Origin of the sequence: Arthrobacter sp. NicSoilB4 (assembly GCF_019977335.1) — a bacterium.
Classification (GTDB): domain Bacteria; phylum Actinomycetota; class Actinomycetes; order Actinomycetales; family Micrococcaceae; genus Arthrobacter.
Map to the genome: position 1 here is coordinate 3,167,474 of NZ_AP024653.1, position 18,449 is coordinate 3,185,922.

The following is an 18,449-nucleotide window of genomic DNA, read 5'->3' on the forward strand; positions in this document are numbered from 1 at the left end:
CCGGGTCACGTGTGCCGGCAGAAGCCGGATCAGGTGCCGAGCTCGGCCTCGAGCCGTTCCAGATCGGCCACGAGCGCGGCCCGCCTGGGCGAACGCGGCGGCAGCAGCTTCAGGGCCGCGAGCCGGATCTCGACGTCGTCCCTCGCCTCCGGAAGCTCGGCATACCTCAGGAGCGACTCGGCGCTGCCGTCCGTCAGTACCGCTTCGCGGAGCAGGGAGGAGACCCGGTTCCGGAGTTCGGCGATGCCGGGGGCCTCCGAACGGGGAAGGACAGCGCCACGGTAGATCTCCAGGGCAATCCGGTGGGCGCCGCGCTGCAGGCAGTTCAGAACCTGCCCTGCGTCCGGCACCAGGTCCAAGGGCAGCCGGTAGGGGCGGGACTCCGGAACAGCACCCGGATTGAGCTGCTGGAGCACCTTACGCAGGCGCACCATCTCGGCCCGCAGGGTCATGGTGGAGGCGTCGCCCGCGTACAGGAGGGTGCAGAGTTCCTCGGCGTTGAGGCCTTCCGGGTGGGTGCTGAGCAGCGTCAGGATCTCGCTGTGCCGGGCGGAAAGCGCCACTGTGCGCCCGTCGATGCTGAGCAACGCCTGGTCCCGGCCCAGAAGCTGGAGGCTGTTGCGGTACAGGCTGCTTGAGGCCGGTGCGTGCGCCGCTTGCGGTGCAGCCTGGCTGCGGCGCCGGGGCGGCGAGGACTGGCGGGCCGCGGCGAGCTGCAGCCGTTCCACCCGCAGGTGCGCCTGGGCGGCGGCTACGGTTGCCTCGACCAACGACAGGGTGTGCGGGGCCACGGCGGACTCGGTTCCGGTGATGTCCACTACCCCCAGGAGCGCGCCGGAATCCGGATCATGGAAGGGAACGGCGGTGCAGCTCCAGGGGTGGACGGAGCGTTTGTAGTGTTCGGCACCGGCGATCTGGATGCCCCGGCCCAGGGCCAAGGCGGTTCCGGGTGCACTGGTGCCCACGGTGGCCTCGGACCAGTCGGCCCCGGGCACGAACATCATGCCTTCAGCCCGGCGCTGCATGTCTGCGTCGCCTTCGACCCAGAGCAGCCGGCCCACCTCATCCCCCACTGCCACCAGCATCCCGCTGTCATAGCTGGGCAGGACCAGCAGCTTGTGAATGACCGGCATGATGGCCGCGAGCGGATGCTGCCGCCGGTATTCCTCGAGCTCGTCGCGGTCCATCGCCAGCGGGGCCTCGGGATTGTCCGGGTTGGCCTGCAGCTCGGCTGAGCGCCGCCAGGACTCCTGGATCAGGCTGCTGATACCCGGCAGGTGCAGGTCGTCCGGAAGTCCGTGCCCCCGTGAGTCCAGGTGTTCGTGGCCGGCGCTGGCGTAGTGCTGGCGCTGCTCCGCGGTGACCCCGGCGCCTGTTTGGACCAGGCCAGCCGGATGGACCAAATTCCTCATTGAACTCCCACGTCAAGGGCGCGACGGCATGCCGGTGGCAGCCATGTCCGGCCAGTCTAGTTGGCGTTTCAGAAGCCCGCCAGAGCGGGGTCCGACGCTGCGGACCTGTCACACCCGGGGCCGGGCAGCCGTCAGCGTTGTGACGGGACATTGCACGGGCGGACCATGAGGCGGGAAAGTGAGCCATGAGCGATCTTGAGCTGCTGGCCGAGGGCTTCGAGGCGCATCGCGCGCATCTGCTGGCGGTGGCCTACCGGGTGCTTGGTTCGTCCAGCGATGCCGAGGATGCCGTGCAGGAGTCGTGGCTCCGGCTCAGCCGTTCCGACTCCGCCGCCATCACGAACCTCGGCGGTTGGCTGACGACGGTGGTGGGGCGGGTCTGCCTGGACATGCTGCGCTCGCCCCGGTCCCGGCGCGAACGGCCGGCCTGGGAGGATTTCCCGCTGCCGGAAAGCGGCGGGGCCGACCGGGACCCCCGGCTGCTGGGGGACGCCGATCCCGAGCAGCAGGCCGAACTGTCGGACGCCGTAGGAACCGCCCTGTTGGTGGTGCTGGAAACGCTGGGCCCGGCCGAGCGGCTGGCCTTTGTGCTTCATGACCTGTTCGCCGTGCCGTATGCGGAGATCGCCACCGTGCTGGGGAAGTCGCCGGCCGCGGCCCGCCAGCTGGCCAGCCGCGCCCGCCGCCGCGTGCAGGGAAGGGCGTCTGGAAACGACGCCGGGGCCCGGCCCGCCAACGCCGGACGGCCAGCCACCCGGCGGGAAATCGTGGACGCGTTCCTGGCGGCCTCCCGGGAGGGAGACTTTGCGGCGCTGCTCACTTTGCTGGATCCCGACGTCGTCCTCCGCGCCGACGGCGCCGCCGCGGGCCTGGGGGCGGATGCGGAAGTCATTGGAGCGCAGGCGGTCGCGCGCACTTTCTCCGGCCGCGCCAAGACGGCCCGGCTTGCCATGGTCGACGGTGCCGCGGGAGCCGTGTGGGCGCCCGGGGAGAAGCCGCGCGTCGTGTTCAGGTTCTCGGTGCTCGGGGGCAAGGTCATCAGGATCGATCTACTGGCCGACCCTGCGGTGCTTGCCGGGCTCCGCATCGAGTACCCGGGGACCGGCACGCTGGAGAACTAGTCGCGGGAGATCTGCACCATGTCCTCGCGGGGAACCACCTTGATGCGTTCCCGCACAATGCCGTTGGCCTCCGCGGCAGCGGACCACTCCGCGCCGAGGGCCAGTTCGTGGGCGTCGAGCCTGTTCCAGCCTTCCCATGTGGTGTATTCGATCCCGCGCTCGTCGAGGAGGTCGATGATCGCCTGCGGATCGGGGTTCTGCGCCGGGGGGAGACTGAGCCGGTCCTCGAGCAGGAAGCCGATGGTCTCCAGCGCGTCGCCCTTGGTGTGGCCGATCAGGCCCACGGGGCCGCGCTTGATCCAGCCTGTTGCGTAGATGCCGGGGACGGGATTGCCGTCGGCGTCGAGCACACGCCCGCCCTCGTTGGGAATGACGCCGCGGCGGGCATCGTATTCCAGTTCGTCCAACGGCGAGCCGTGGTAGCCGATCGCCCGGTAGACGGCCTGGACCGGGTACTCGAGGAACTCCCCGGTGCCCTTGACGTTGCCGGTGCCGTCCAGCTGCATGCGCTCGAATTTGATGCCGGTGACTTTACCGGGATGGGCAGCATCGTCGTGGATTTCCACGGGGCTGTGCAGGAAGTGCAGGTGCAGCCGGCGGGAGGACGGTTCCTCGGCCTCGGCGTGTTCCTCGACGAGCCAGTTGGTCAGGGTGTTGACCATGGTGCGGATCTGGTTGTTGCTGCGGATGGCCTCGTCCGAGGCCTCGTCGAACTCGAAGTCCTCCGGATAGAGGACGATGTCGACGTCCCGGGCGTGGGAGAGTTCACGCAGTTCGAGCGGCGTGAACTTGACCTGGGCCGGGCCCCGGCGGCCAAAAACGTGCACGTCCGTGACCGGGGAATTCTTCAGCGCCCGGTAGACGTTGTCCGGGATTTCCGTCACCAGCAGGTCGTCGGCATGCTTGACCAGCATCCTGGCCACGTCGAGGGCCACGTTGCCGTTGCCGATCACCGCGATCTCCTTCGCCTCCAGCGGCCAGTCACGGGGCACGTCGGGGTGCCCGTCGTACCAGGAGACGAAGTCTGCCCCGCCGAAGGAGCCCTCGAGCCCGACGCCGGGGATGTCCAGCTCGGCGTCGTTGATTGCGCCGGTGGAGAAGATCACGGCGTCGTAGAAGGCGCGGAAGTCATGCAGTGTCAGGTCGCGCCCGTAAGTAACGTTGCCGAGGAAGCGGATGTCGCCGCGGTCCAGGACCTTGTGCAGCGCGTTGACGATCCCCTTGATCCGCGGGTGGTCCGGGGCGACGCCGTAGCGGATGAGGCCGTAGGGGGCCGGGTACGCCTCGAAGAGGTCGATGCTGACCTCGAAGTCGCCGTCCTTGACTTCGTTGGACTTGGTCAGGATGTCCGCGGCGTAGACGCCTGCCGGTCCGGCGCCGACAATCGCGACGCGGAGCGGACGTTGGGACGTTCTTTGAGGCGAGGTTTCGGCCGAGTTGGACACCGGGAGCCCTTCTGAGTCTTAGCGGCTGCGCCAGTTCAAGCAGCGCACAATCCCCCTATTCTAAATGTCCGCATCAGCGTGTGGGCGCGCCGGTGACCGACATCGCAGGGAACCGCGCCCCGGCGCAGGGCACAGTGGATTCCAAAGGCAGGAATAGGCGCCCCGCGGGTGGTGTTATTGATCTTGTGCCTACCCCCGACGGATCCCACTCCCCCGCCACGCTGACGTCCCCGCGTGGCGGGTCCCCGGGCGGAAGCCCGTCGAAGCGTCCGCCGGCCGCCCTCAAGGCAGTGGACACGGACACGACTGCGGGCATCATCTTCGGGATCGGCGCGTACGGCCTGTGGGGGCTGATGCCCCTCTACTTCTTCCTGCTGCAACCGGCCGGGGCAGTCGAAATTGTGGCCAACCGGGTGCTGTGGTCGCTCATTTTCTGCGTCCTGCTGATCACCGTCACCCGCTCCTGGCGCGTGCTGGGAGCCGCCTTCCGGAACCGCACGGTCATCTTCCCGCTGATCATCGCCGCGGTCCTGATCGCCGTGAACTGGCTGACCTACGTCTATGGCGTTACCACCGGGCAAGCTGTGGAGGCCTCACTGGGCTACTTCATCAACCCGCTCGTCTCGGTCCTGCTGGGTGTGGTGGTGCTGAAGGAGAAACTGCGCCCTTTGCAGTGGGCCGCCGTCGGAATCGGCTTCATTGCCGTGGGTGTCCTGACTGTTTCCTATGGCAAACTGCCGTGGATCGCGTTGACCCTGGCACTGAGCTTCGGCCTCTACGGTTTCGTCAAGAAGCGAGTCGGCCCGCGTGCCGATGCGGCCACCAGCCTCACCGTCGAAACGATCGTGCTGGCGCCGGTGGCCGGCGCCACGATGATCGTCCTGGCACTCAGCGGTTCTGCGACGCTGACCGTCAACGGCGCCGCGCATTTCTGGCTCCTCGCGGCCTCCGGCATCATCACCGCCGTGCCGCTGCTGTTCTTCGGCGCCTCAGCCCGGCGGCTGCCGATGACAACGATCGGCCTGCTGCAGTACTTCGCACCCGTGCTGCAGTTCATCGTGGCGCTGGCCGTGTTCCACGAGCCCATGACGACAGACCGCTGGATCGGCTTCGGCGTCGTCTGGCTGGCGCTGCTGGTGCTCACCGTGGACATGCTGCTCACGACGAGGAAGAACTCCGTTACGCGCAGGCTGGCCCGCTCCGCCGCCTGAATCAGTCCAGGCGGCGGAACGGCACGACGCCGTCAGTCCTCGGGGCTGCTATCGAACCGCTCGTAGTCGCGCGGGACCACCACCATGGGCACCGGCAGGGCAAGGAGCACCTTGTTGGCCGTCCTGCCGATGAACAATTTGTTTTTCTCCGCTAGGCGCGACGAGCCCACGATCATGATCTCGCCCTCGTCCCATTCGAGGTCATCGATCGCTTCCTCAATGGTGCGCCCGTGGGCAACTTCCACCGTGACCTGGTGGCCGGCCGGCAGCCGGTGGGCGGCCGCCGTCAGGACGGTATTGGCGTGGATGTGGGCCGCGTTGATGTTTTCGCCGCTGTCCCCTTCGGCGTCAAGTTCCACCAGCGAGACCAGCCGCAGGGGGACACCGTGGCGTTCGGCGGCTTCAACCGCGACGTCGATCGCCGCCTCCGCGCCCGTGCGCTCGCCCACTGCGAGAGTCATCCGCGTCATCGGCTCCGTGTGCCGGTAACCCCGGGGGGCCAGCGCCACCGGAACGGGCGATGCATGCAGGAGGGCGTTGGCCGCGCTTCCGATCGTGTAGCGCTTGAACAGCCCGGCGCTGGCGGCGCCCACCACGATCAGGCCGGCCTTGTATTCAACGGCGGCATCGATGAGGCCGGCGGCGTGCGAGTCTGCCTGGCGGACGTGGAACCGGGCCTCGATGTCCTTCGGGACGAGGGCCATGCCCTCCCGTTCCGCGGTGAGCACCTTCTGCTCCGCGGCGCTGACACGGTTTCCCTCCGGGTTCATCGCGACGTAGGGCGTTCGCCGGTCCACTACGTAGACCAGGTCAAGGTGCGCGCCCTGGGCCCGGGCCATGGCGGAGGCCAGTGCAACGGCGTCGGCGCCGCGGTCGCTGGGGGTATAGCCAACTACGTATCGCATGTATGAACCCCTTATGGGTCTGTGGCAGAAGCCAGCCTTGTTCCGGGGATTCCGGGCGACGTCGGCCGGTCTGCGTTCCTGCAGTGGTAGGAACGACTCTAGCCCAGCGGGACGCGGAAATGGCCTGAATAGTCCGTGACTTTCGGCCCTGAGCCGGGCAACCATCCCCTCCTAGGGTGGAAGGGTCGAGGGGAGCTCATCGTGGGCGCGATCACCACGGGGAAGACCCGGCGGCCCACCAGGGCATGGAACATCCTCCCGTGGCTGTTGGCCCTCCTGCTGGTCCTCGTGGCCTGCACCCCGCCCGCAGCCCAGCCCGGTGGAACCGGCCGGCCCGCTGCCCCGTCCGCCCCTGCCACCGCGACGGCGGCTCCGTCGGCTTCCGTCACCGTCCCGGCGGACTCGGACGAAACGGCTCCACCGCAACCGGGCGACACGGTGGTCTCTTCGAGGACCGCGTTGGACTGGTCCTGGCCCGGCCCCGGCCGGCCGTTCAAGGCCGCGCATAAGAACCCCGCACCCACCTCTCCGCCTCCGGCCGCTCCCCTGCCCGCGCTGTACGCCATCGGAGCGGGGACGCACCCCGCGGAGGCTCCGCCCTATGACCAGCTAAGCTTCCGGTTCCAGGGAGGATTCCCGGGCTACCACCTTGAATTCGTGCCCGAACTGATCGCCGACGGCAGCGGCCTGCCGGTTCCGATGCACGGGGCCGGCGCCATCCTCAGGGTCGAGTTCCGCGGAGCCCAGGCGCACACAGCTGACGGCACGGCCAGTACCGTCACCAGCGCTCCCGCCCCTTCCATCGGCTACCAGGCCCTCACCAGCTACGCCCCGGCCGGGGATTTCGAAGGGGTGGTGAGCTACGGAATCGGGGTCGGCCGGCCGGTGGAAACGGTGCCGGAGACGAAGGTGCGCGTGTACGAAGTCGAGAAGATCGAGCGCGGCCAGCACCTGTTCGTCGTCGCGGTCCAGCTGGACGCCACCTCCTGGGAGTAGCCCCGCGGTACCCCGATCAACCTGCAGCGCGAATTAACGCAGCAGGGCCGCGGACCATAGGTCCGCGGCCCTGCTGGCTATCCCGGAATCCCTGGCGGATCCTCGGTGCCTGGATGGCTCAGGCGTTGGCTTTGATGGCCGCGGCCAGGACCTGGAGGCCGTCGAGGAGCAGCTCGTCGCTGATGACCAGCGGCGGCAGCAGCCGGATGACGTTGCCGTAGGTGCCGCAGGTGAGGATGATGACACCCTCCTTGAGGCAGGCCGCGGCAACGGCCTTGGTCAGCTCCGGGTTCGGCTCTTTCGATCCGGCCTGGACCAGTTCAATCGCCAGCATCGCGCCGCGGCCGCGGACGTCGCCGATCACGGGCAGCTCAGCTGCAAGCTCGCGCAGCTTGCCGAGGGCGAGCTCCTCGATGTGCTTGGCGCGGGCGTTGAGGCCGTACTGCTCCATCGAGCCGATGGACGCCAGGGCCGCCGCACATGCGACCGGGTTGCCGCCGTAGGTGCCGCCGAGGCCGCCCGGGTGGACGGCGTCGAGCAGGTCGGCGCGGCCGGTGATGGCGGAGAGCGGCATGCCGCCGGCGATGCCCTTGGCCATGGTGATGATGTCCGGGACGACACCCTCGTGGTTCACGGCGAACCATTCACCCGTGCGGCAGAAACCGGACTGGACCTCGTCGGCGATGAAGACGACGCCATTGTCCTTTGCCCAGGCCGCCAGCGCCGGCAGGAAACCCTCCGCAGGGACGATGAAGCCGCCCTCGCCCTGGATGGGTTCGATGATGATCGCGGCCACCTGGTCCCCGCCGAGCTGTTTCTCGATCATGGTGATGGCGCGCTTGGCGGCCTCGGCACCGGTGATCTCCGCGTTTTCCTCGCGGTAGGGGTAGCTCATCGGCATGCGGTAGACCTCGGGCGCGAACGGGCCGAAGTTGGTCTTGTAGGGCATGGCCTTGGCCGTCAGCGCCATGGTCAGGTTGGTGCGGCCGTGGTAGGCGTGGTCGAACGCGACGACGGCGTCCCGGCCGGTGGCCAGGCGTGCCACCTTGACGGCATTTTCCACCGCTTCGGCGCCGGAGTTGAACAGCACCGTGCGCTTCTCGTGGTCGCCCGGGGTGAGGCGGTTCAGCTGCTCGGCGACGGCGACGTAGCCTTCGTACGGGGTGACCATGAAGCAGGTGTGGGTGAAGTGCTCCACGGCTTCCTTGACGGCGCCGACGACGGCCGGGTCGGAGGCCCCGACGCTGGTCACGGCAATGCCGGAGCCAAGGTCGATGAAGGAGTTGCCGTCGACGTCGTGGATGATGCCGCCGTCGGCGTCGGCGACGTAAACGGGGACGGTCGACGCGACGCCGGCGGCGACGACGGCCTTGCGGCGTTCGGTCAGGGCGACTGACTTGGGGCCCGGGAAATCGGCCTGGACGCGGCGCTTCTGCTCAAGACGGTACGTGATGTCATGGGCGGTGGTGGTCATGGGAGGGCCTTTCTTGACTGAATGGGGGCCACGCCGGCAGGGTTCCTGGCCGAAGCGGAGCGAGGTTGGGGCGCCGGTGGGGATCAGGCGACAGCGTTATGCATCAGCGCTATGCGTCTAATGCACTCATGACGTGCTTGATGCGGGTGTAGTCCTCGACGCCGTACATGGAGAGGTCCTTGCCGTAGCCGGACTGTTTGAAGCCGCCGTGCGGCATCTCGGCGGTGAGGAGGATGTGGGTGTTGATCCACACGGCGCCGAAGTCGAGGTCGCGGCTGACGCGCATGGCCGTTCCGTGGTCGGTGGTCCAGACGCTGGAGGCGAGGGCGTAGTCGACGTCGTTGGCCAGTTCCACTGCCTCGTCCTCGGTGCTGAACTTCTGCACCGTGATGACCGGGCCGAAGGTTTCCTTCTGCACGATGTCGTCGCTCTGCTTGGCCCCGGTGATGATCGTGGGTTCGAAGAAGAAACCCTTCTCCCCGGCGCGGTGGCCGCCGGTTTCGATCCTGCAGTTCTCCGGAAGGTGCTCCACCACTGAGGTCACGGCGTTGAAGTGGTTCACGTTGTTGAGCGGGCCGAAGTAGTTGTCCTCGTCGTTCTGCGAACCGGTGTGCAGCGTCTTGGTGTGTTCCACCATGGCTGCGACGACGTCGTCGTGGACTTCGTCCTGGACCAGGACGCGGGTGATCGCGGTGCAGTCCTGGCCGGCGTTGAAGAACGCGAATTCGGCGATGGCCGCGGCGCTCTTCTTGATGTCCGCGTCCTTGAACACGATGGCGGGCGCCTTGCCGCCGAGCTCCAGGTGGGCACGCTTGAGGCCCTTCGCGGCCCCGGACGCGACGGCGATGCCGGCCCGGACAGAACCGGTGATGGAGACGAGGCCGGGGACCTTGTGCTCCACCATGAGGGCGCCGGTCTCGCCGGTGCCCAGGACGACGTTCAGCACGCCGGCCGGGAAGATCTCCCCGGCGAGGCGGGCCAGGACGAGGGTGGATTCCGGGGTGGTGTCCGAGGGCTTGAGCACCACGGTGTTGCCCGCGGCGAGGGCGGGGCCGATCTTCCAGATGGCCATGAGGAACGGGTAGTTCCAGGGTGCAACCTGCGCGACGACGCCGATCGGTTCTCGCCGGACGTAGGAGGTGTGGCCCTCGAAGTATTCCCCGGCGGACTTGCCCTCCATGATGCGGGCGGCGCCCGCGAAGAAGCGCAGCTGGTCGGCGCCGGCGGCAACTTCCTCGGAGGCGATCAGGGAGCGGACCTGGCCCGTGTTGCGGTGCTGGGCCTCGACGAGTTCGTCGCTGTTCGCCTCGACGGCGTCGGCGAGCTTGAGCAGCATCAGCTGGCGCTGTCCCGGCGTCGTATGCTTCCACGTTTTGAAGGCGTCCTGCGCGGCCGTCATGGCGGCGTCGACGTCGGACTGCACGGAGATCGGAGAGGCGGCAACGACCTCGCCGTTGGTGGGATTGACGATGTCCAGCACCCCGGTTCCGGCGGGGGTGACAAACTCGCCGTTGATGAAGTTCTGCAAGGTTTGAACCACGGTGTACAACCTCTTTCACGCTGAAAAGGACCCAATGAGACTGCTCCGAGCCTATGCCAGCCGGTCAACCCCGGGGAATAGTCACCTGCACACCGTTGCCGCCACATTTTAGTGCGCTTGACCAGCCCCCGGTTATCCTGAATCCATGGCCATTTCACTTGCTGCCCTGTTGGGGGTTCCGTCCCTCAAACTCGCCAAGGCAGGCCTCGCCGAGACCACCTGGCACCAGGACATTGTCTGGGTGGCCGTGACGGAGCAGGAGGACCCTCAGCGGTTCCTCAACGGCGGAGAACTGGTCCTCACCACCGGCATGCGGCTCAAGAGCGCCCCGGAACAGCGCCGCTTCGTCCGCCAGGTCCAGCGCGCCGGGGCGGTGGGGATCGGCTTCGGGATCGGCCTTACGCACGACGCCGTGCCGCCGGCCCTGATCGCCGAGGCCAACCGCTGGGGGCTGCCGGTGGTCGAGGTGCCCTATGAGACGCCGTTCATCGCGATCGGCAAGCTCGTCGCGGACGCCCAGTCCGCGGACCACTTCACCAAGCTGGAGCGGCTCATCGCCGGGCACCAGATCCTGGCCCGTGCCCTGCTCACCGGCGGCGGCCTGGCCGAACTCCTCAAGCACCTCGGGTCCATGCTGCGGACCGAGATCGTGCTGACCCAGTTCACGGCCCAGCTTTACAACAGTGCGACGGGCAGTCCCGCGCCGAGCGCCGACGGCTGGTCGTCGTTCCCGATTCCCACCGGCCGCCGCGACGCGTGCACCCTCTGGGTGAAGCAGCCGTTCGAGGACTCGGGGATTGTGGGCTACGCGCAGAACCTGATCAGCGTCGAGCTCAACAACATGGTCAAGCAGCGCCAGTCCCAGCGCGCCCTGGCCGGGCAGGTCCTGGAGGACGTGATCCACGGGACCCTGGAGCCCAGCGAGGCCACGCGGCGGCTCGCGGGCATCGGCGTCAACAGCACCCGGAGGAACGTGGTCCTGCTGGCCGAGTCCGCCGCGCACTTCAAGCAGCTGGGGGCGTCTTCCCTGCCGCGGCCGCTGGAAAAGTCGGTGAGCGCCGTCGTCGGGAAGGATCTCGTGGCGGTGGTCCCCGACGACGGCAGCGGCGCCAGCACGCTGGCCCGGAGCCTCAGCGACCACCTGGCCGAGGCCGGCATCCACGCCACGATCGGGATCGGCGGAGCGTACACGAAGCCGAACGGGCTGCGCTGGAGCTACTTCGAGGCCCGCGATGCGGCCAGCCACGGCTTGCCCGTGAACGAACCGGAGCGGCTGAGCCTGACGTCGCTGCTGCTGGCCAGCGAGGACGTGCCCCTGGCGGACATGGCGAACGAATCGCTGAACCCGCTCCGGACCTTCGATGCGACCCACGGCGCCGAACTGATGGCCACGCTGGAGAGCTACCTGAACAACAACGGGTCAGTTGCCGCTGTGGCCGAAGAGCTGACGCTGCACCGGAACACCGTCCGCTACCGGCTCGCCCAGATCACCGAACTCACCGGCTACGACCCGGCCCAGACTTCGGACCGGGTGCAACTGTGGCTCGCGCTGGCCGTGCAGCGGCTGAGCGCCCGGCACCCGCGCTGACCCTCCCCCAAAGGACAACGCGAGGTCACTTCCGGCCCATCCCGGGCCCCAACATGGGCGCGATGTGACTCCGCGTTGCCCATTAGGGTCTTAGGGCCGTAGACCGGACCGCAGCCGATGGCGAGACTGGGAGAGGCAGCACGCTGCACAGGAGTGCCCGGAATTGGTGCCCGCGATCGCCCGCACCATGTTCACGGACGAAAGTGCCGGTCCCATCGGCGTCGCAGTTCGGTTGCCTGATTCGCCCTAGGAAGTTCCCGACTAGGAGGCCGAACGTGGGCAAGAAGAAGAACAAGAAGCGCGCTAGAGAGCAGGCGGGACTGACGGGGCCTGACGGGCAGCCCAGGACCAAGATGCCGCGCAAGGAGTACGAGGCGCAGATGGCCATCCTGCAAGGCGAACTGGTCGCGCTGCAGGAGTGGGTGAAATCCACCGGAGCCAAGATCTGCATCGTCTTCGAGGGCCGCGACACGGCCGGCAAGGGCGGCACCATCAAGCGCATCGTCGAACGGGTGAGCCCCCGGGTGTTCAGGGTGGTGGCCCTTCCCACGCCAACGGACCGGGAGAAGTCCCAGATGTATCTCCAGCGCTACATGGCGCACTTTCCGGCAGCCGGCGAGGTGGTCATCTTTGACCGCAGCTGGTACAACCGTGCGGGCGTGGAACGGGTGATGGGGTTCTGCACCCCGGAGCAGACCCAGAAGTTCCTTAACATGGCTCCGCTGGTTGAGAAGGCGATGGTCGACTCGGGCATCATCCTGCTCAAGTATTGGCTTGAGGTCAGCGCGGACGAACAGACCCGGCGGCTCCAGAGCCGGATGGACGATCCGCGCAAAACCTGGAAGCTGTCGCCCATGGATCTGAAGTCATACAAGCGCTGGTACGACTACTCCCGGGCCAGGGACGCCATGTTCGCGGCGACCGATACCGCCTGGGCGCCCTGGTTCGTCGCGAACAACGACGTCAAGAAGCGCGGCCGGCTCAACATCATCAGCCACCTGCTCAGCCAGGTGCCGTACGAGCCGTACCCGGGGCTCGACGTCGAACTGCCGAAGCGCCAGAAGGCCGGCAACTACCGTGAGCCGACGCTCGCGGTGCGGCGCGTCCCGACCCAGTTCTGAGCAGCCCCGCGATGAGGAGGAAGTCATGACCGACAATCCCGGAGCAGCGGCAGGAGTGGCCCCGGCCGACGCGGATGCTGCCTGGTACACACTGGCGCCCGGGGACGTCGCAGGGCGGCTGGGCGTTGATCCCGCCAGCGGGTTAAGCAGCGCCGAGGCGCAGCAGCGGCTGCAGGAGTACGGTCCGAACGCGCTGGCCGCTGCGAAGCAGGAACCCGTCTGGAAGCGGTTCTTCAAGCACTACCGCGACTACATGCAGATCGTGCTTGTCGTCGCCGCGCTGGTCAGCCTGTTGATCGAGGAATACGGGACCGCGATCGGGCTCGCCGTCCTGACGCTGTTCAATGCGTGGCTGGGCTACCACCAGGAAGGCAAGGCCGAAGCGGCAGCAGCTTCCCTGGGGCAGATGATGAAGTCGATGGCCAAGGTGCGGCGCGACGGCGTGATGGCGGAAGTGCCGTCCGAGCAGATCGTGCCCGGCGACATTGTGGTGGTCGACGCCGGCGACCGCGTCCCCGCCGACGGCAGGGTCATCCTGGCGGCGACACTGCAGATCGAGGAGGGCGCCCTGACCGGCGAGAGCGTCGCGGTCGAGAAGGACACCGCCGTCATCGGCCGGCACGACGTCGGCATCGGCGACCGCGTGAACATGGCGTTTATGAACACCAACGTGACGCGGGGCCACGGCGAAATCCTCGTCACCACCACGGGGATGGGCTCGGAGGTGGGCCACATCGCCCACATGCTGTCCGGGCAGAAAGAGGAGAAGACCCCGCTCACCAAGCAGGTGGACCGGCTCACCATCTTCATCATCATCGCGGCGCTCTTCGCCTTCGTCGCCATCGTGGTCATGGGCCTGGCCGCGGGCGACTCCTTCGCTGTGCTCTTCGGGATCGGCGTGGCGCTGGCCGTCGGCTCCATCCCGGATGCGCTGCCCGCCGTCGTCACGACGATCCTGTCCGTGGGCTCGGTCAACATGGCCAAGAAGAACGCCATCATGAAGGTCCTGCCCGCCGTCGAGACCCTGGGTTCCACCTCGGCCATCAACTCGGACAAGACCGGCACGCTCACCCTGAACCAGATGACGGTGCGTGAGTTCGTGACCGTGCAGCACCACTACACCGTGAGCGGCGAGGGTTACAGCTTCGACGGCCAGGTCCAGCGGACCACCGGCGACGCCGAGCAGGACCTGGACTACGTCATGTTCCCGTGCGCGCTGTGCAATGACTCCGACATCCAGGACGGGGAGGTCATCGGAGACCCCACGGAGGCGGCGCTGTACGTGCTCGCGCAGAAGGGCGGCGTGGACGTCGCGGAGTTCCGCCGGAACAACCCGCGTGTCGCGTCGGTACCCTTCGACTCCGACTACAAGTTCATGGCCACATTCCACCGGATGCCGGGCGCCGACGGAAGGCCCGTGATCCGCGCCTACGTGAAGGGCGCGCCCGACGTCGTGCTCAACAGATCGTCGTCCGGGCGGTTCCCGGGCGGGCGGGCCGAGCCGCTCACCGAGGACATGCGGGCGAAGGTGCTCGCCGCGAACGAGCGCATTGCCAGCCAGGGCCGGCGGGTGCTCGCCCTGGCGCAGCGCGAGTTCGACCCGGCGACGTTCCAGCCCTCGGGCGACCTCATGGCACTCATGCAGGACCTGGAGATCTGTGCGCTGATCGGCGAGGTGGACCCGCCGCGCGCCGAGGCCGTGGCCGCTATCGCCAAAGCCAAGCACGCCGGCATCCGGGTCCGGATGATCACCGGCGACCACGCCATCACCGCGGCCGCGATCGCCGACGAACTGGGCATCCGCGGACGCGCCGTCACCGGTGCCGAGTTCGCGGCGATGAGCGACGCGGAGGCGGACAGCCAGGTCGACGGCATCGGCGTGATCGCCCGGGTGGCCCCCGAACACAAGGTCCGGCTGGTCGAGGTGCTCAAGCGCAAGGGCCACGTCGTCGCGATGACCGGCGACGGCGTGAACGACGCGCCGGCCATCGCGGCGGCCGACATCGGGATTGCGATGGGCATCACGGGCACGGACGTCGCCAAGGGGGCGGCCAAGATGATCCTGGCCGACGACAACTTCGCGACGATCGTGTCCGCGGTCGAGCAGGGCCGGCTGGTGTACGACAACCTGCAGAAGTTCATCAGGATCCAGGTGGCCAACCTGTTTATGTTCATCCTCGCGTTCATCGGGTCCTCCGCCTTCGCGATCGCCGGCACGGCACTGCTCAGCCCGGCCCAGGTGCTGTGGATCCACATGGCGATCGTCGCCCCGATCGGCGCCGTGATGGGGCTGGACCTCGCGACGCCGGGCATCATGGACCGCAAGCCCCGGCCCTTCAACGAACCGATCATCGTGCGGTCGATGATGGTGCGGCTCTTCATCGTCGGGCTGTTCATGGCCGCCGCGACGCTGATCCTCGTGGAGATCGGCAAGACCTCCTACGGCTCCCTCGAGATCGGCCAGAGCATGGCCATCGTGGGCCTGGGGCTGATGAACATCACCGTGGCCCTCAACCTGCGCTTCCCCGAGGAGAGCGCTTTCGGCCCGTCCACCATCTCGAACCCGAAGCTGCTGTGGGCGTTCGCGTGGGCGTTCGTCGGCTCCATGCTGATCACCCAGATGCGGGTGCTGCAGGACCTGTTCGGCACCGTCCAGCTCAACGGCGCGCAGTGGCTGGCCTGCCTGGTTCCGGCCGTGGTGCTGCTGGTCCTCGGCGAGCTGTTCAAAATGATCCTGCGGGCCCGGCGCTCGCACTGACAGCCAGCTAACTGCAACGCTTGGTGGCGGGTGCCCGGGACAGGTTGCGTCATGTACCGAGATATTCGCCACTAAACCCTAGAACACAAACATCAAACGTCTAACCTTTAGGTATGGCCAGCAGCACCGCGGTATCCGCCCCTCCCGAGACAGCTCCTTCCGCCGTCGTCGCACCTTCCGCCGTCGTGCACGCGCCGCGCGGAGTGATTATTGCGGGAGTCGTTGCGATCGTGCTGATCGGCCTCAACCTGCGCGCCGGCATCACCGGTGCCGCCGCGCTCCTGCATGACCTGCAGCAGGTCCTGGGTTACGGGCCGCTGATCGCTGCCATCATCCCGTCGATCCCCACCCTGTGCTTCGCGGTGGCCGGCGCCGCGACCTCGTGGCTCACCCGGATTCTGGGACTGGAGAAGGCCATCCTGCTCTCCCTTGTGCTGCTCGCGGCCGGGCTGCTGGTCCGCGGCATCCCGTCCACCGGCATGCTGCTGGCGGGAACCGTCGTCGGCATGTCTGGGCTGGCGATCTGCAACGTGGCGATGCCGTCGTTTATCCGTGTCCATTTCGCGCATCGGACGTCGCTGATGACGGCCCTGTACACGGTGACCATGACGACGGGTGCCACGGTGGTCGCCGTGTTGATCGTCCCCGTGGCGCAGCAGCTCGGCTCGCCTTCCGCCGGGATCGGTGCGATCGGCTTCCTGGCGCTGGGCGCCTGCCTCGGCTTTCTGCCGATCGCCCTGCACGCCCACCGCAATGCGCCCGCCGTCAAGGCCGGCCGGGTATCCCCGTGGCCGCTGCTGCGGACCCGCACCGGCATGCTGATTACGCTCGGCTTCACCGTCCAGGCCCTGCTGGCCTACGCCGTGCTCAGCTGGTTCCCCTACATGCTGGTCACGCTCGGCCTGACAGCCGCCGAGGGCGGGCTGATGTTCGGCCTGATGCAGCTTGTCTCGGTCCCCGCGGGCATGGTGCTGGTCGCTATTGGTTCACGCCCCCGGATGCAACGCACCGCCTTCTACCTGGCCACCGTCACGATGGCCGCGGGCGTCCTGGCCCTGCTCGTCCTGCCGGTCGCCTGGGCGCCGCTGACGGCGGTGCTCCTCGGATTCGGGCTCGGCATCTTCCCGCTCGTGATGGTCATGATCAGCCGCGGCGGCCGCACCACCGCCGAAACCACTGCCTTGTCCACGGTGGCCCAGTCCGCGGGCTACCTGCTGGCGACGCTTGGCCCCTTCGGCATGGGGCTGCTCCACAGCGCCACCCAGTCCTGGACGCTGCCTTTGATCCTGCTGCTGGCCGTGGCGCTGGGCCAGATCGCCGTCGGGCATCTGCTCACCGCCCCGCCAAAGGTTCCCCGGCGTGCGGAACCACATCCGCCGGAACCGCAGGCAGCCGCTGCGCCCGCCGGCACGTCCAACGGCATTTCCGACGGCATTTCCGACGGCGGGGCACAGTCATGACACTCACCACGTCCCACCGGCCGCCGCTCGTGGAGGAGATCACTGCCAAGCTGCGTGAGCTGATCCATTCGGGCGAATGGCCGTTGCAGCAGCGAATCCCCGCCGAACCTGAACTCATGGCCGCGCTCGGAGTCTCACGCGGAACCCTGCGCGAGGCGGTCAAGGCCCTGGCCCACAGCGGCATGCTGGAAGTCCGGCGCGGGGACGGCACCTACGTCCGCGCCACCAGCGAAATCTCCGGAGCCGCCCAGCGCATGTACCGGGACCACTCGCAGGTCCACATCCTGGAGGTCCGGGTCGGCCTGGACACCCAGGCGGCCCGGCTCGCCGCCCGCCACGTCACCGCGGACGACGTCGCTGCGATGCGCGGGCTGCTGGAGGCGCGCCGTGCCGCCTGGCAGGCCGGGGATTACGCCGGCTGGGCCCAGGCGGACTGGGACTTCCATGTGCTGGTGGCACAGGCGTCCGGCAATCCCCTGCTCCACGAGCTGTACGTCAGCTTCGGCGCCGTGTTCCACGCCGACCTCCTCCGGCAGCAGGGCCGCGCCGGCTTCAACGGGCTCCCGCATGAAGGCCACGACGAACTCGTGGAGGCCATCGCCGCGAACGACGAAACTGCCGCCGTCGACAGCGTCCACCGGAATCTGAACTCCTGCGCGGAGTGGATCCAGCAGTAACCGCCACAGGCAGCACAGAAGAAATTACGCCAACGCAAAGGCCTCCGCACCGGAACGGGATTCCGGTGCGGAGGCCTTTGTGTTGAAGCAGCTGCGTACTTAGCGCGCGAGGCCCTTAAAGACGTTCTTGGGGCGCTGCATTTCGCCGTGCTTGGCGCCGAGGACGATCACCAGGCCGGAGAGGGCCGGGATGGCCCACTGCAGGATCTTCAACTGCTGCTGCGCGGAGCGGAGTTCCTCGGAGGCGCCAGGCTTGGGCTCGGTGGCTCCTTCAGCACCTTCGCCGGCCAGCTTGTCCACCTTGGCGCCCTGAAGCCCGGCGTACAGGCTCACTGCGGCACCGGCCAGGGTGACGACGGACTTTACGACGGTGAGGCGGGCGACACCGTCCTGCTTGGCCATCCGGCCCTTGTTCTCCCACATGATTGCGAGGCCGGAGAGGAAGTGCGCCCCGAAGGCCGCCGTCTGGACCGGAGCCCACTTCTTCCAGCCCAGGCTCGACAGCCGGGTGCGTTCGGCCGGATCCTTGGCTTCCGCCGCCGCCCCGTTCAGCCCAATGGCACCCATCAGCGAGCCGCCGAACCAGGCGCCCGCCGTCAGGTCGTGAATGGATCGGGCAACGAGATTACCTGCCATGTTGAGCTTCCTATCGTCTGGGTTCGAATACGGAAATGTCGTCAGCAGCGAACGGCCACGACCCGGCTATAGTAAGCACACTTATGAAAAACTTGGTACTCCAGG

General features: G+C 67.9%; 14 protein-coding genes. 8 read left to right on the top strand and 6 right to left on the bottom strand.

Annotated elements, in window-relative coordinates; genetic code table 11:
- Positions 1-29: 29 nt before the first annotated feature.
- Positions 30-1,412, bottom strand: coding sequence for a GAF domain-containing protein (locus tag LDO13_RS14455; protein ID WP_224047382.1), 1,383 nt, complete (start codon positions 1,410-1,412; stop codon positions 30-32).
- A 185-nt stretch (positions 1,413-1,597) separates the two neighbouring features.
- On the opposite strand from LDO13_RS14455, the gene LDO13_RS14460 reads away from it, so the two are divergent.
- On the top strand, positions 1,598-2,533 hold the full coding sequence (locus LDO13_RS14460) for a sigma-70 family RNA polymerase sigma factor (RefSeq protein WP_224047383.1): 936 nt from the start codon (positions 1,598-1,600) through the stop codon (positions 2,531-2,533).
- Here the strand turns inward: LDO13_RS14460 and LDO13_RS14465 are convergent.
- Positions 2,530-3,978 (bottom strand): FAD-dependent oxidoreductase, encoded by a 1,449-nt coding sequence (locus LDO13_RS14465; protein WP_224047384.1) that lies wholly within the window; start codon positions 3,976-3,978, stop codon positions 2,530-2,532. The genes LDO13_RS14460 and LDO13_RS14465 overlap by 4 nt on opposite strands.
- A gap of 290 nt (positions 3,979-4,268) precedes the next feature.
- On the opposite strand from LDO13_RS14465, the gene rarD reads away from it, so the two are divergent.
- Positions 4,269-5,189 (top strand): EamA family transporter RarD, encoded by a 921-nt coding sequence (gene rarD / locus LDO13_RS14470; protein ID WP_224049796.1) that lies wholly within the window; start codon positions 4,269-4,271, stop codon positions 5,187-5,189.
- A gap of 32 nt (positions 5,190-5,221) precedes the next feature.
- On the opposite strand, the gene LDO13_RS14475 is transcribed toward rarD, so the two are convergent.
- Complete coding sequence (locus LDO13_RS14475; protein WP_224047385.1) at positions 5,222-6,094, bottom strand: universal stress protein; 873 nt, start codon at positions 6,092-6,094, stop codon at positions 5,222-5,224.
- 201 nt (positions 6,095-6,295) lie between these two features.
- Here LDO13_RS14475 and LDO13_RS14480 point away from each other — a divergent pair, with 201 nt between their 5' ends.
- Positions 6,296-7,090, top strand: a complete 795-nt coding sequence (locus tag LDO13_RS14480) for a hypothetical protein (RefSeq protein ID WP_224047386.1) — start codon at positions 6,296-6,298, stop codon at positions 7,088-7,090.
- Between the two features lie 118 nt (positions 7,091-7,208).
- Here the strand turns inward: LDO13_RS14480 and gabT are convergent, their stop codons facing one another.
- Positions 7,209-8,564 (bottom strand): 4-aminobutyrate--2-oxoglutarate transaminase, encoded by a 1,356-nt coding sequence (gabT, locus tag LDO13_RS14485; protein WP_224047387.1) that lies wholly within the window; start codon positions 8,562-8,564, stop codon positions 7,209-7,211.
- Between the two features lie 109 nt (positions 8,565-8,673).
- The gene (locus LDO13_RS14490) at positions 8,674-10,104 is read right to left on the bottom strand and encodes a gamma-aminobutyraldehyde dehydrogenase (protein WP_224047388.1); all 1,431 of its coding nucleotides are present in this window, start codon (positions 10,102-10,104) and stop codon (positions 8,674-8,676) included.
- Between the two features lie 145 nt (positions 10,105-10,249).
- Between LDO13_RS14490 and LDO13_RS14495 the strand changes: the two genes are divergently transcribed.
- The 5 genes from LDO13_RS14495 (at position 10,250) to LDO13_RS14515 (ending at position 17,708) form a co-directional block, all read left to right on the top strand.
- Positions 10,250-11,692, top strand: a complete 1,443-nt coding sequence (locus LDO13_RS14495) for a PucR family transcriptional regulator (RefSeq protein ID WP_224047389.1) — start codon at positions 10,250-10,252, stop codon at positions 11,690-11,692.
- Positions 11,693-11,967: 275 nt separating this feature from the next.
- Positions 11,968-12,813 carry a polyphosphate kinase 2 gene (ppk2, locus tag LDO13_RS14500; RefSeq protein ID WP_224047390.1) on the top strand — a complete coding sequence of 282 codons (846 nt, stop codon included), beginning with the start codon at positions 11,968-11,970 and terminating at the stop codon, positions 12,811-12,813.
- A gap of 25 nt (positions 12,814-12,838) precedes the next feature.
- The gene (locus tag LDO13_RS14505) at positions 12,839-15,571 is read left to right on the top strand and encodes an HAD-IC family P-type ATPase (protein ID WP_224047391.1); all 2,733 of its coding nucleotides are present in this window, start codon (positions 12,839-12,841) and stop codon (positions 15,569-15,571) included.
- Between the two features lie 113 nt (positions 15,572-15,684).
- Positions 15,685-17,031, top strand: coding sequence for an MFS transporter (locus LDO13_RS14510; protein WP_224047392.1), 1,347 nt, complete (start codon positions 15,685-15,687; stop codon positions 17,029-17,031).
- Entirely contained in the window at positions 17,028-17,708 is a 681-nt protein-coding gene (locus LDO13_RS14515) for a FadR/GntR family transcriptional regulator (RefSeq protein WP_224047393.1), read from the top strand. The genes LDO13_RS14510 and LDO13_RS14515 overlap by 4 nt, the downstream gene beginning before the upstream one ends.
- A 99-nt stretch (positions 17,709-17,807) precedes the next feature.
- Here the strand turns inward: LDO13_RS14515 and LDO13_RS14520 are convergent, their stop codons facing one another.
- Positions 17,808-18,344 carry a hypothetical protein gene (locus LDO13_RS14520; RefSeq protein WP_224047394.1) on the bottom strand — a complete coding sequence of 179 codons (537 nt, stop codon included), beginning with the start codon at positions 18,342-18,344 and terminating at the stop codon, positions 17,808-17,810.
- Between the last annotated feature and the right edge of the window lie 105 nt (positions 18,345-18,449).

Bases quoted from the DNA above. Each gene is read 5' to 3' on its own strand.
- LDO13_RS14455 (WP_224047382.1), bottom strand. From the start codon at position 1,412: ATGAGGAATTTGGTCCATCCGGCTGGCCTGGTCCAAACAGGCGCCGGG.
- LDO13_RS14460 (WP_224047383.1), top strand. From the start codon at position 1,598: ATGAGCGATCTTGAGCTGCTGGCCGAGGGCTTCGAGGCGCATCGCGCG.
- LDO13_RS14475 (WP_224047385.1), bottom strand. From the start codon at position 6,094: ATGCGATACGTAGTTGGCTATACCCCCAGCGACCGCGGCGCCGACGCC.
- gabT (WP_224047387.1), bottom strand. From the start codon at position 8,564: ATGACCACCACCGCCCATGACATCACGTACCGTCTTGAGCAGAAGCGC.
- LDO13_RS14495 (WP_224047389.1), top strand. From the start codon at position 10,250: ATGGCCATTTCACTTGCTGCCCTGTTGGGGGTTCCGTCCCTCAAACTC.
- LDO13_RS14505 (WP_224047391.1), top strand. From the start codon at position 12,839: ATGACCGACAATCCCGGAGCAGCGGCAGGAGTGGCCCCGGCCGACGCG.
- LDO13_RS14510 (WP_224047392.1), top strand. From the start codon at position 15,685: ATGGCCAGCAGCACCGCGGTATCCGCCCCTCCCGAGACAGCTCCTTCC.
- LDO13_RS14515 (WP_224047393.1), top strand. From the start codon at position 17,028: ATGACACTCACCACGTCCCACCGGCCGCCGCTCGTGGAGGAGATCACT.
- LDO13_RS14520 (WP_224047394.1), bottom strand. From the start codon at position 18,344: ATGGCAGGTAATCTCGTTGCCCGATCCATTCACGACCTGACGGCGGGC.